Origin of the sequence: Curtobacterium sp. 24E2 (assembly GCF_016925595.1) — a bacterium.
Taxonomy (GTDB): Bacteria; Actinomycetota; Actinomycetes; order Actinomycetales; family Microbacteriaceae; genus Curtobacterium.
In genome coordinates this window covers 874,061-886,562 of record NZ_CP068987.1, presented here as the reverse complement: position 1 = coordinate 886,562, position 12,502 = coordinate 874,061, and the positions used below count along the sequence as shown (strand labels likewise).

Annotated in this window: 10 protein-coding genes and 1 pseudogene; 5 read left to right on the top strand and 6 right to left on the bottom strand. The window is 71.1% G+C overall.

Going from position 1 to position 12,502, the window contains the following annotated elements; genetic code table 11:
• Positions 1 to 10: 10 nt before the first annotated feature.
• A pseudogene (locus JN350_RS19020) lies at positions 11 to 325 on the top strand (FAD-dependent oxidoreductase); the annotation flags it as partial.
• Positions 326 to 407: 82 nt separating this feature from the next.
• A complete protein-coding gene (locus JN350_RS19015) occupies positions 408 to 1,169 on the top strand; it encodes an FAD-dependent oxidoreductase (protein WP_240347549.1) in 762 nt (253 codons plus the stop codon).
• Between the two features lie 99 nt (positions 1,170 to 1,268).
• Here JN350_RS19015 and JN350_RS04520 read toward each other — a convergent pair whose 3' ends face one another.
• From JN350_RS04520 to JN350_RS04500, 5 genes are all read right to left on the bottom strand, one after another.
• Positions 1,269 to 2,378 (bottom strand): alpha/beta fold hydrolase, encoded by a 1,110-nt coding sequence (locus JN350_RS04520; RefSeq protein WP_205463691.1) that lies wholly within the window; start codon positions 2,376 to 2,378, stop codon positions 1,269 to 1,271.
• Between the two features lie 40 nt (positions 2,379 to 2,418).
• Positions 2,419 to 3,294 carry an SMP-30/gluconolactonase/LRE family protein gene (locus JN350_RS04515; protein WP_205463690.1) on the bottom strand — a complete coding sequence of 292 codons (876 nt, stop codon included), beginning with the start codon at positions 3,292 to 3,294 and terminating at the stop codon, positions 2,419 to 2,421.
• Positions 3,295 to 3,355: 61 nt separating this feature from the next.
• Complete coding sequence (locus JN350_RS04510) at positions 3,356 to 4,189, bottom strand: DUF1206 domain-containing protein (protein WP_205463689.1); 834 nt, start codon at positions 4,187 to 4,189, stop codon at positions 3,356 to 3,358.
• 120 nt (positions 4,190 to 4,309) lie between these two features.
• The gene (locus tag JN350_RS04505; protein ID WP_205463688.1) at positions 4,310 to 4,927 is read right to left on the bottom strand and encodes a DUF6226 family protein; all 618 of its coding nucleotides are present in this window, start codon (positions 4,925 to 4,927) and stop codon (positions 4,310 to 4,312) included.
• Between the two features lies 1 nt (position 4,928).
• The gene (locus tag JN350_RS04500; RefSeq protein ID WP_205463687.1) at positions 4,929 to 6,095 is read right to left on the bottom strand and encodes an RtcB family protein; all 1,167 of its coding nucleotides are present in this window, start codon (positions 6,093 to 6,095) and stop codon (positions 4,929 to 4,931) included.
• Positions 6,096 to 6,633: 538 nt separating this feature from the next.
• Here JN350_RS04500 and JN350_RS04495 point away from each other — a divergent pair.
• Together JN350_RS04495 and JN350_RS04490 are read left to right on the top strand one after the other, a co-directional pair.
• Entirely contained in the window at positions 6,634 to 8,463 is a 1,830-nt protein-coding gene (locus JN350_RS04495) for a glycoside hydrolase family 15 protein (protein WP_205463686.1), read from the top strand.
• A gap of 13 nt (positions 8,464 to 8,476) precedes the next feature.
• Positions 8,477 to 9,079, top strand: a complete 603-nt coding sequence (locus JN350_RS04490) for a DnaJ family domain-containing protein (protein WP_205463685.1) — start codon at positions 8,477 to 8,479, stop codon at positions 9,077 to 9,079.
• Between the two features lie 74 nt (positions 9,080 to 9,153).
• Here JN350_RS04490 and JN350_RS04485 read toward each other — a convergent pair whose 3' ends face one another.
• Positions 9,154 to 9,834: a hypothetical protein gene (locus JN350_RS04485; protein ID WP_205462047.1), complete on the bottom strand. Its 681-nt coding sequence runs from the start codon at positions 9,832 to 9,834 to the stop codon at positions 9,154 to 9,156.
• A gap of 197 nt (positions 9,835 to 10,031) precedes the next feature.
• Here JN350_RS04485 and JN350_RS04480 point away from each other — a divergent pair, with 197 nt between their 5' ends.
• Entirely contained in the window at positions 10,032 to 12,428 is a 2,397-nt protein-coding gene (locus tag JN350_RS04480; protein ID WP_205463684.1) for a phosphoketolase family protein, read from the top strand.
• The last annotated feature ends 74 nt before the right edge of the window (positions 12,429 to 12,502 follow it).

Here is a 12,502-nt window from a genome sequence, read left to right as displayed (position 1 = left end):
CGGCGGCGGGATGGTCGCCGACGCCGCCGCCCGCGGTGTCCGCGAGCTCGACGCCGACGGCACGATCGGCATCCTCAGCGAGGACGTCGACCGGCCCTACGCCCGCCCGGCCCTGTCGAAGAAGCTGTGGACCGACCCGGACTTCAGCTGGGACGAGAAGGTCGACCTGCACACTGAGGAGACCGGGGCGTCGTTCGTCCTCGGGACCGCGGTGACGGGGATCGACCGTGCCGCGAAGACCGTGACCACGGCCGACGGCCAGACCCACGGCTACGAGCGGCTGCTCATCGCGACCGGCGGCAAGCCCCGCGGGTTGCCCGGTCTGGAGCCCTCGGACCGCGTGCTCGACTACCGCAGCGCCGACGACTACCGGAAGCTCCGCGAGGCTCGCCGACGCCGGGGCGCACGTGGTCGTCGTCGGTGGCGGCTACATCGGCCAGGAGATCACCGCCGGGGTCGTGCAGAACGGCGCCCGCGTCACCCTGGTCGACCCGGACGAGGTCGTGGGCGGACGGATGTTCCCGGACGACCTCGCCCGTGCCTTCCAGCAGCGTTTCGTCGACGCCGGCGTGGACCTCCGACTCGGCCGCCGGGTCGAGTCCGGCACGCAGACGGCCGACGGGGTCACGCTCACGCTCGACGACGACTCCGTGCTCGAGGCGGACGCCGTGGTCGCCGGACTCGGCATCGAGCCCGCCACCCAGCTCGCCGCCGACGCCGGCCTGACCGTGCGCGACGGCATCGTCGTCTCGTCGACGCTGCTCACCGACGACGACTCGGTCTTCGCGGCCGGCGACGTCGCCGAGTACCCGGACCGGATCCTCGGGACCCGCCGGGTCGAGCACGTCGACAACGCGCAGCAGCAGGGTCGCCAGGCCGGCCGGAACCTCGCCGACGCCGACGAGACCTACGACCACACGCCGATGTTCTACTCCGACGTCTTCGACATGGGGTACGAAGCGGTGGGGCAGGTCTCCACGAAGCTCCGCCCCGTCGAGGACTGGCAGGACCCGACCGTCACCGGTGTCGTCTACTACCTGGACGACGACGACCTCGTGCGCGGCGTTCTGCTCTGGAACGTGTGGGACAAGACCGACGAGGCCCGCAAGGTCCTCGCCGAGGCGCACGCGCTGACGCCCGACATGCTGACGGGCCGCATCACGGCCTGACCGGCGCGCTGGTCGCCCTGGACGCGACCGACAGGAGGCCCGGTGCCGGTTCTCGGAACCGGCACCGGGCCTCCTGTGCGTCGCGTGCAGTGCCCGGTGTCAGCGGTTCGGGTCGGCCTCGGGTGCGACCGCGTCGACGACCGCTTTGCGGTCGGCGGGGTCGACCGGCAGGTCGTCGCCGTCGGCCATCGCGACCGCGTGGGCGGACTTCGCCGCCTCGAGGGTCTCGTCGTCGTTCTTCGCCATGCCGACCAGTTCGACGAAGCGCGACTTCACGAGCATCCACGCCTCGCTCGGGCTCAGGCGCGACAGGTCGGACGCCGTCGAGTCGTCGCGCACCCGCTGCAGCGAACCCACCCCGCGGTCCGGCAGCCGGTGGTCGACGTGCGCGACCGCCAGCTGCGCGACCGCGTCGGCCTGGGCGTGCATCACGGAGTGGGCGCCGTCGACGACCTCGCGCAGCACCGCGTAGGGGAACACCCGCGCGAGCCGGCGGATCCAGTCCCGCGGGACCATCGCGTCGTGCTCGCCGCGGACGATGAGCGTGCGCGCCTGCACGTGGGCCGCGCGCTCCTCGATCGGGAACGCGATCATCCGGGGCAGCACCTTCGAGAACCAGTGCCAGCCGCACAGCGCGTACGCCGTGATGCCGTGCCAGCGGACCGCCGAGGGCTCGTGCAGCGTCGAACGGAGGAACCGGAACGCGGACTGGCGGACCGTGCGCGCGTGCGAGTCGACGACCGGGCTGATGAGCACGAGGTCCGAGATCTCCGGGTGACGCGCCGCGACCTCGGTCACGACCTGGGTGCCCATCGAGTGGCCGACCAGGACCGGGTCGACCAGGCCGAGGTCGTCGATGACCTGCTCGACGGCATCGGCGTAGCGCTCGATCGAGACCTTCCCGCGGAACCGGGGGACGCCCGCGAAGCCGGGCAGGTCGAGGGCGTGCACCGGGCCGTTCTCGTTGAGGTGCGGGGCGAGCCGCTCGTAGTAGGTGGCCGCGATGCCGAGGCCGGCGACGAGCAGGAACGCCCGCTCCCCGGCTCCCCGATCGAACTCACGCGGACGTAGGTACCGTCCACCGCGACCCGGTCCACCTCGACGGTGACGTCGGCGTCCTCCGCCTTCGCGAGTTCGCCTCCCGGGTCCGGGGTCGCTGCCGTGCGCTCGTCGTTCACGTGGCTCTCCTCGGGTCGGGCGAGCGCCCACGATACCTGCGGACCCCGACGCTGCGTGCGCTCCCGCCCGGTCAGCCGCTGAAGGTGTTCGCGGGGAACCCGTGCACCAGCGTCGGCACGGCCAGGATCGCCCCCGAGGACGGGTGCTGCTCGAGCTGTTCCTCGGTGAGGTTCTCCCGCGCCGAGGCGACGAACAGCGTCGACATGCCGGGGCCGCCGAAGGCCACCGACGTCACGTTCGGGGTCGGCAGCTCCACGGTCTCGAGGTGCGATCCGTCCGGGCCGTACCGCTCCACCCGGCCGCCGCCGTAGATCGCGCTCCAGGAGCAGCCCTCGTCGTCGCGGACCAGACCGTCGTGGGCGTGACCGACGACGAACGGTTCGAGCTCGCCGAGTTCGCCGTCGGGACCGTAGGAACCGCGGTAGATCGTCGACGCGCTCGTGTCGGTGACGTACATCACGGTGCCGTCGTCCGACCACTCGAAGCCGTTCGTCACGCCGAAGCCGCCACGGAGCAGCCGCGTCGTGCCGTCGGCCTCGACCGAGTAGAGCGCGCCGTCCGGCTCGCCCGTCGTCAGGTTCATGCTGCCGACCAGGAACCGGCCGAACGGGTCGCACTTGCCCTCGTTGAACCGGAGGCCGGCGGTGGCGTGCTCGACGCGGGTGAGTTCACGCTCGACCACCCCGTGCTCGTCGGTCACGACGACGGTGTCGCCGAGGGCCGCGACGAACCCACCGGAGGCCCGCGGCTGGAAACTCGCGAGCGGCGGCGGGAGCGGGACGGTCGACACGACGGTGCCGTCGGCCCGCGCGGTGACGAGGGTGCCGAGGGTGATGTCGGACCACCGGAGCAGCTGCGCCGACGGGTCCCACACGATGCTCTCGGCGAGGACCGCCCGGGCGTCGGAGAAGACGGTCGCGGGTCCGGTCGTCACGCTGGTGCTCATCGGACCGGTCTACCGGCGCCGGCTCCGTGCTCCCTCAGCCGGACCGAGCTCGCCCGGCACGTCAGAGGCGGGCGTACCGCGCGCGGAAGAAGCTGTAGACGCCGAAGGCCAGGAACCCGATGCCGATCGCCACCAGGACGAACACGCCACCGGGCATCGATCGCACGGCGTCGAACGCCGCGTCGAGGCCCGTCGCCTGGTCGGGGTCGCTCCGCAGTCCGGCCACACCGATGAGCACACCGACGATGACCACGGCGATGCCCTTGCCGACGTACCCGACGACCCCGAGCACGGTGACGACCCGGTCGAGCTGGCCCGACGGTCGCGTGATCTGCTTGCGGAACGTCCGCCGGCATCCGATCACCACGAGCCCGATGCCGACGGCGACCGCGATCGCGCCGGCGAGGAGCAGCACGAACACCCCGCCGGGCGTCGCGAGGGTCTTCGCCGCGGCACTCTGCGACGAGCTGCTGGAACTCGACCCGGCACCGAGGGCGTACGACGCCGACGAGTACGCGATGATGCCGTAGACAACGGCCTTCGCGACGTCCTTCGCCCGGGCGAGCCACCCGCGCGTGCTGTCCGACCGGCCGCCGACCACGGCCTCGACGATCAGCCGCACGGTGAGTGCTGCCGTGCCGATCGCGATCAGCCAGAGCAGGAAGACCCCGCCCGGAACGGCGGCGATCTGCTGCAGTGCTCCGGACTGGTCGGTCTCACCGCCGGAGGACGCGTTGCCGATGCCGAGCAGGATCGCGAGGTACCCGATCAGCAGGTGGACGATGCCGCTGCCGACGAAGCCGGCGCGAGCGGTCAGCTCGAACCAGCGGCTGTCCGCCGCTCGTCGGACCTGTCGTCCGGTCTCCCGTGCTGCGTGCTCTGCTGTGTCGCTCATCCGGTCAAGCGTGCCCGACGCGGGCCGGTCTGTCCGGGCCGCGCCGGGCTGTGGACGCTGCCCGGCACCAGACGGGAGGCGCGGGGCGGGTCCGATCCGCGCCTCCCGTCTGCACCGTCGTCAGCGCACCCACCAGGCCGCGCCGACCAGGGTGCGCCGCCCCCGACGGCGCTCGCCGCGCCGCGCTGCGGCGACCGCCGCAGCGACGTCCCCGGTGTTGCCCGTGGCACTCCAGCCGTCCGCCGTCGCGACGATCCACGAGTGCTTCGAGTCGATGAGGACGAAGCCGCCACCGAGGATCCCGACGAACATCTCGTCGACCGCCTCGAGCAGGGTCTCGGAGCCGTCGTCGCACGCATCGCACCCGCAGTTCGGCTGTGATCCGACCACAGCAGCCGGGTCGCCGACGGAGAGGTCGACGGCGGTGCCCGGGAGACCGTCCATCGACCTGACGTCGACGTCGAGCGGCAGCGCGCCGTCGACGGCCGGGACGAGCCGGAGGACGCCGTCGGGCCGCGTGGTCCGCTCGGCCAGGCCGAGGTCGACGAGCACCTCGATCCAGACGGCCACGCGCGCACCGATCACGAGGTACCGCTCGGGGTCGGTGACGCGGGAGTACTCCTCGTCCAGCGGATCGCGGTCCGGATGCGGGGCCGGCCACGAGACGTCACGCTCGGGCCGCGCCACCCACGCGGACTCGACGGCGCGCAGGACGTCGGGCAGGGTCGCGACCGTCACGTCAGTCCCCCTTCACGTTGACGACCTGCCGCAGCGTGTGCCGGATCGACACGAGGTCCGACGCATCCGCCATGACCTGGTCGATCGGCTTGTACGCGCCCGGGATCTCGTCGAGGAACGCGTCGGTGTCGCGGTACTCGATGCCGACCATCGCCTCGCGCAGCTGGTCGTGGGTGAAGGTCCGCCGTGCGGCGCTCCGCGAGAACAGCCGGCCGGCACCGTGCGGCGACGACTCGAGCGACGGCTTGTTGCCGAGGCCCTCGACGACGTACGACGCCGTGCCCATCGACCCGGGGATCAGCCCGGCCTGTCCGGCCGTCGCCTGGATCGCTCCCTTGCGGGACACCCACACGGACTTCCCCCAGTGCGTCTCGCGCTGCGTGAAGTTGTGGTGGCAGTTGATCCGCTCCTGCTCGTCGACGGGGGTCCCGACGACCTCGGACAGCTGCCGCACGACGCGGTCCATCATCTCCTCGCGGTTGAGCAGGGCGAAGTGCTGTGCCCACCGCAGCTCGGCGATGTACCGGTCGAACTCGGGCGTTCCCTCGACCAGGTAGGCCAGGTCGGGGTCCGCCAGCTGGATCCACCAGCGCTCCATCAGCCGCTTGGCGACCGTGATGTGCCGCTGCGCGATCTTGTTGCCGACGCCCCGCGATCCGGAGTGCAGGAAGAGCCAGACCCGGTCGTCCTCGTCGAGGGACACCTCGATGAAGTGGTTCCCGGAGCCGAGCGTGCCGAGCTGGTTGCGCCAGCCGCCGTGCGCCTGCGCGGGGTCGAACCCGGCGGCGTCGGCCATCGCCTCGAGCTCGGCGATCCGCGGCTCGGCGGTGGCGACGATCTTGCGGTTCGACGCGCCCGCCGACAGCGGGATCGCGCGCTCGATCTGCTCGCGCAGCTCCTGCAGGTCGTCGGGCAGGTCGGCCTCGGTGAACTGGGTCCGGACCGCGATCATGCCGCAGCCGATGTCCACGCCGACGGCGGCCGGCATGACCGCCCCGAGGGTCGGGATGACGGAACCGACGGTGGCGCCGAGGCCGAGGTGAGCGTCCGGCATCAGGGCCAGGTGCGGGAACACGAACGGCATGCGTGCGGTCGTGCGGGCCTGCTGCTCGGTGTTGTCCTCGAGCATCGAGGCCCAACTCAGCAGCCGGTCGTTGATCTTCTTCATTGCTTCGTCTCGCTTTCAGGACGGTCGTCTGGACGGTCGTCTGGACGGTCTTCGATGACGGTCCGGGACGGTGTCCGGCCTGCGCTCCAGGCGACGTCGAGCACGACGTGGCGAGGATGAGCAGGACGACGAACGCCCCGGGCCGGGTGGGCACGGGGCGTCGTGGGACGTGCCGTGCCTACGCGGGGTAGCGGAGGGACCACTGCTGCTGCGGTTCGGGCAGCACGGCGGTCGCGTCGAGCTGGAGCTCGACGCGTTCCTCGTTGTGCTGCACGGCGCGCATGCGCGGTCCTTCCGGTGTGCCCGGGGCGGGCGTTCCTGCCGACGGCGTTGGTGCCGCGGGCGTTCCTGCCGACGGCGTTGATGCCGCTGGCGTCCTGCCGATGGGCAGGAGAGCGACAGTAGTGCGACACGCCCGGGGTGCGCAACTCACCCGGGCGTGTCGCGGGTGGTGCACAGCTGTGGGCCCGTTCCGTGCCCTCCACAGCGGGGTACGTCCGCCTGATGGTCGTGCCTCGGGCCAGGGCAGTCTGGGTGCATGACGGAGCGCACCGAAGACACCCTCGACGCGGTCGACACCCACGCACGCACCGACGGGTACGCCCCGCTCCGCACCTACGGAGCGATCGGCGACGGCCGGACCGTCGCGCTCATCGCCCGCGACGGGCAGATCGACTGGCTGCCGATCCCCTCGATGGACTCACCGCCCGTGTTCGCGCAGATCCTCGACGGCGAACACGGCGGCCACGTGGCGCTCCGGCCGGTGGACCGGTCGGCCGAGGTCACCCGCGAGTACCTGCCCGGCACCAACGTGCTCGTCACGACGTGGACGACACCGTCCGGGCGGGCGACCGTGACGGACGCGATGGTCACCGGCGTCGCCGGCCGCCTGCCGTGGGCCGAGGTCGCGCGCTGCGTCCAGGGGGTCAGCGGCTCGGTGGAGTTCGAGTGGGCGGTGGTACCCGGCACCCTGCTGAACACCGCTGAACCGAAGCGCCTCGACACCGCGAACGGCGCCGTCATCGGCATCGACGGCATCACGATCGCGATCGTCGAGCAGGGGTTCGACCCGGTGGACGACGACCGCCCACGCTTCTCCGGCCGGTTCACGACCGGCGACGGATCGAAGCACATCCTGACCATCGTCGGCACGCACGACGAGCCGATCTTCATGCCGCGGCCGGAGAGCGCGCTCGCCGCGATGGACCGCACGATCGACAACTGGGCGACCTGGTCGGAGGAGTTCTCCTACGACGGCCCCTGGGCCGAAGCGGTGCAGCGCAGCGCCCTCGCCCTGAAGCTGCTCATCTTCTCGCCGACCGGAGCGATCGCAGCAGCGCCGACCACGAGCCTGCCCGAGGACCGGACCGGCGGCAAGAACTGGGACTACCGGTTCGCCTGGGTGCGCGACCTGTCGTACACCGTGCACGCCCTGACCCGGTTCGGCCTGCGCGAGGAGACGCACGCGGCGGTCTCGTGGGTGATGCGCACCATCGCCGAGCACGACGAGGACATGCCGATCTTCTACGAGCTCGACGGCACGAAGAGCGACGCCGTCGAGGAGCGCGACGTCCCCGGCTGGAACGGCATCGGCCCGGTCACGGTCGGCAACCGCGCCGGCGACCAGCTGCAGCTCGGGGTCTGGGGCGACGTCTTCGAGATCCTGCGTCAGTACGTGAACGCCGGCAACGTCCTGGACCGGAAGACCGCGGCCGTCCTGCAGCAACTCGCCGACGACGCCTGCCACCGATGGGAGGAGGCGGACTCGGGCATGTGGGAGCTCGAGGACACCCAGCACTACGTCACGAGCAAGATCGGCTGCTGGCAGGCACTCGACGCCGCGGTGGACCTCCACGACGCCGGCATGATCGACGGGCCGCGCGAGAAGTGGATCGAGAACCGCGAGCTCATCGAGCAGTGGGTCGCCGAGCACGGCTGGGACGAGGAACGCGGTCACTACGTGATGTACCCGGGCTCGGATGCGCTCGACACGTCGATCCTGCTGCACGCGATGAGCTCCTTCGACCGCGGCCCGCGCATGGCGTCGACCATCCGGGCGATCGAGGAGCACCTGCAGCGCGGACCGCTGGTGTACCGCTACTCGGGCATCGAGGACGAGGAGTCACCCTTCGTCGCGTGCTCGTTCTGGCTCGCTGCTGCGATGGCCTGCACGGGCCGGATCGACGACGCACGGTCCCTGATGGACGAGATGGTCGGCCAGGCGAACGACGTCGGGCTGTTCAGCGAGATGATCAGCGAGGACGGCTCCTTCATGGGCAACCTCCCTCAGGGGCTGTCGCACCTGGCGCTCATCCAGGCGGCGCTGACCATCGAGGAACTGACTGGCGAGGACGACCGCTCGGAGTGATCATGGAGGGGTCATGAACGACGTCGATGCACGGATGGACCGGCTCCGCAGGGCCGCTCGCTACCGCTACCAGCAGCTGGTCGACAGCGAGATCGAGCGGGGGTCGCTCGACCCGGACGAAGTGCGCGAGGAACGTCGACTGCTGCAGGCGGCCGACGTCGCCGCGCACGCTCGGGCGCAGATCGAGGAGGCCGAGCGCCGCGGCGTCTTCGAGGGCAATCCGTACCACGGCAAGCCCCTGCCCGGGAACGACGGGCAGCACGACCCGGACTGGTGGATCCGCTCCAAGATCGAACGTGAGGACATCCGCGGCATCGCTCCGCCCGCCCTCGCACTCCGGACCGAGGACGCGGAACTCGACGATGCCCTCGACGCACTGTCGACAGAGGCCGACGTGCGCGATGTCCTGGTGGACTTCAACGCCCGGGTGAAGGAAGCCCGACGCCAGCTGCTCGGTGGGCCGCCGGTCGTGACGCCGCTGCGGGACGTCGACGGCGAGTTGGTCGCGTGGCATGCCCGCCGGGAGGCCCGACTCGCGTCCGCCGCGGCGGCTGCGGCCGCGCTGACGGCCGCGTCTGACGACCGTCGCCGCCGGTGGTGGCGCCGGCGTCACTGAACGCGCAGAAGGGCCGTCCCGGTTGTCCGGGGCGGCCCTTCTCTTGTGGTGCGGTGGTGCGGTGGTGCGGGGTGTTACTTGATCTGTGCGGTGATGGTGGCGGTGCCGACGAGGAGGCCGCGCTTGACGGCGTCGGTGCCGAAGGTCTTGTTCAGCAGGCCGGCGGCGTCTTCGGAGACGTGGACGGTGGTGCCGGTCAGGATGGCGTTGTCGCCCTCGAGCTGGAGGGGCTTGAGGGAACCGCCCCAGAGCTCGAACAGGTACGCGTTGGACGCGGCGACCTTGCCGTTGACCAGGACGTCACCGTAGAGCTTGGAGGAGCCCGGGTTCACGACGAAGTTCTCGAGCGTGACGGTGGTGTCGCCGGCCTTCAGCGTGAGGCCGGAGTCGTCGTGGTTGAGCAGGCCCTGCACGTAGGGCTTGTAGTTGCCGTCCGGCGACCAGTACGTGACCGACCCGGCGGTGATCGGGAACGACACGGAGCCGTCTGCGAGGGTTGCGTCGCCGGAGACGCCGGGGGTGAGCTTGAGGGCGGTGAGGGCGTCGGTGAAGCCGGAGTCGAGCTTCACGGCGGTGGAGCCACCGAGGACCTCGGGGACGGAGGCGACGGGTGCGGGGATCTTCGACGACGACGAGGAGACCGTGTGGATGGTCGGGGTGGCGGCCTGGGCGGAGGAGATGCCGAACGCGGCACCGCCGAGCACGAGGGCGCCGGTCGTGGCGAGGGTGATGGAGGTCTTCAGGCTCTTGCGCATGGTGATCTGTCCTTTGCTGTGTGGGCACCCCGGCCGACGGCCGACGTATGCTCCTGTGCGTACGCTGAACAACGGCCATGTCTGACCGGAGAGCGCCCTGGGCTTTTGCCCTGTGCAACTCATTCGGTGCACCCCCGCGATCGGTTTGGGACGGGTTTCCTGAGGTTCACGGGCTCGGCGTTTCGTACCGTGGGGGCATGGCTCCTGCACAGCTCTCCACCACCGACCGACTCCGGGCGGTCGACGCCTGGTGGCGTGCCGCCAACTACCTGACGGTCGGACAGATCTACCTGCTCGACAACCCCCTGTTGGGGCGGCCGATCGAACCCGACGACATCAAGCCCCGGCTGCTCGGTCACTGGGGCACCTCGCCTGCCCTCAACCTCGTGTACGCGCACTGCAACGCGCTGATCGCCGAGACCGGACGCGAGTTCCTGTACGTCTGCGGCCCGGGCCACGGCGGCCCGGCGATGAACGCGAACGCCTGGCTCGACGGCACGTGGGGCGAGCTGTACCCGGACGACGACCTGCAGCGCTTCTTCCGGCAGTTCTCGTTCCCCGGCGGGATCCCGTCGCACGCCGCACCGGAGACACCCGGCTCCATCAACGAGGGCGGCGAACTCGGCTACTCCCTCGCCCACGCGTACGGAGCGGCCCTGGACAACCCCGACCTGGTGGTCGCGTGCGTCGTCGGTGACGGTGAAGCGGAGACCGGACCGCTCGCGGGGTCGTGGCAGGCGCACACCTTCCTCGACCCGGTGTCCGACGGCGCCGTGCTGCCGATCCTCAACCTCAACGGGTGGAAGATCGCGAACCCCACCGTCCTCGCCCGCATCCCCGGTGAGGATCTGACCGCCTACTTCCGGGGTCTCGGCTACGAGCCGATCGTGGTGGACTCGAAGCGGGTCGACGACGACCCGTACGCCGTGCACGCCCTGTTCGACGGCGCCCTGCGTCGAGCGCTCGCGTCGATCGACGACATCCAGGCGGCAGCGCGGGCGCAGGCCGAACGTGCGGCTGCCGGGCAACCCGCAGGCGCCGCCGACCTGCGCCCGCGCTGGCCGATGATCATCCTCCGCAGTCCGAAGGGGTGGACCGGGCCGAAGGAGGTCGACGGCCAGCAGATCGAGGGGACGTTCCGTGCCCACCAGGTGCCGCTGTCCGAGGTCCGCGAGAACTCCGCACACCGCGCCCAGCTCGAGGAGTGGATGCGGTCCTACCGACCCGAGGAGCTCTTCGACGCGGACGGGAACCCCGTCGGGATCACGACGACGATCCGTCCGACCGGCGACGACCGGATGAGCGCCACGCCCCACGCGAACGGCGGGCGCATCCGGACCGCCCTCGACCGACCAGCGCTCGACGCGTACGGGGTCCCCGCCGGCTCGACGGCCTCGGCCACCGGCACGCTCGGCCCGTGGCTCGCAGCGCTGATCACGAAGAACCCGTCGACGTTCCGGCTCTTCGGCCCCGACGAGACGATCTCGAACAAGCTCGACGCCGTGTTCGACGTCACCTCGCGCGTGTGGCGGGCACAACGCGCGGTCGGCGACGAGCACCTCGCTGCCCGTGGACGCGTGACCGAGGTGCTGTCGGAGCACCTGCTGGAGGGCATGCTCGAGGGCTACGTCCTCTCCGGCCGGCACGGGCTCCTGAACACCTACGAGGCGTTCGCCCACATCATCGACTCGATGGTCGGGCAGTACGCCAAGTGGCTCGAGTCCTCGACCGACATCGACTGGCGTGCGCCCGTGTCGAACCTGTCGATCCTGCTGTCGTCGCACGTCTGGCGGCAGGACCACAACGGGTTCTCCCACCAGGACCCCGGGTTCCTCGACGTCGTCGCGTCCAAGCAGCAGGACCTGGTCCGGATCAAGCTGCCCGCCGACGCGAACACCCTGCTGGCCGTCGCCGCACACGCGTTCGAGACCACCGACCGCATCGAGGTGATCGTCGCCGGGAAGCACCCCGAACCGGTCTTCCTCTCGCTCGCGGACGCCGTCGCGCACGCCGACGCCGGGCTGGGCGTCTGGGACTGGGCCGGCACCGAACAGACCGTCGGACGCGTCGACGTCCTCCTCGCCAGCGCCGGAGACGTCCCCACGGTCGAGACCCTCGCCGCGGCGGACATCATCAGGAAGCACGCGCCCGACGTGGGTGTCCGGGTGGTCAACGTCGTCGACCTGCTGTCGCTCGGGGACCACCGGAAGCACGAGCACGCCATCCCCGATGAGCAGTACGACGCGCTCTTCCTGCCCGGGACGCCCACGGTGTTCGCGTTCCACGGCTACCCGTCGCTGGTGCACCAGTTGACGTACCGCCGCAATGGTCACGACGACCTGCACGTGCACGGGTTCCTGGAGCGGGGCACGACGACCTCGCCGTTCGACATGCTCATGCTCAGTGAGATGGACCGGTTCTCCCTGGCCCACGACGCGCTCACGCGGGTCGATGCCGGCGCACATGCCGAGTTGCTCGACCGGCTGTCCGCTGCACGGGACGCCGCCCGCGAGTACGCCTACTCGCGGGGCGCGGACCACCCGTCGGTCGACGGCTGGGAGTTCTCGGGGTGGCCGCAGGACCCGTCCGCCTGATCCCTCCTGCACAGGCCGGGAGGCCCGGATCACCGTCCACAGGACCGGTCGCGCCCGCCGCGTGGCCGGTCCTG

Excerpts from the sequence above, each read along its gene's own strand:
- JN350_RS04490 (WP_205463685.1), top strand. The coding sequence starts at position 8,477 with ATGAACGACGTCGATGCACGGATGGACCGGCTCCGCAGGGCCGCTCGC.
- JN350_RS04500 (WP_205463687.1), bottom strand. The coding sequence starts at position 6,095 with ATGAAGAAGATCAACGACCGGCTGCTGAGTTGGGCCTCGATGCTCGAG.
- JN350_RS04510 (WP_205463689.1), bottom strand. The coding sequence starts at position 4,189 with ATGAGCGACACAGCAGAGCACGCAGCACGGGAGACCGGACGACAGGTC.
- JN350_RS04485 (WP_205462047.1), bottom strand. The coding sequence starts at position 9,834 with ATGCGCAAGAGCCTGAAGACCTCCATCACCCTCGCCACGACCGGCGCC.
- JN350_RS04495 (WP_205463686.1), top strand. The coding sequence starts at position 6,634 with ATGACGGAGCGCACCGAAGACACCCTCGACGCGGTCGACACCCACGCA.
- JN350_RS04515 (WP_205463690.1), bottom strand. The coding sequence starts at position 3,294 with ATGAGCACCAGCGTGACGACCGGACCCGCGACCGTCTTCTCCGACGCC.
- JN350_RS04480 (WP_205463684.1), top strand. The coding sequence starts at position 10,032 with ATGGCTCCTGCACAGCTCTCCACCACCGACCGACTCCGGGCGGTCGAC.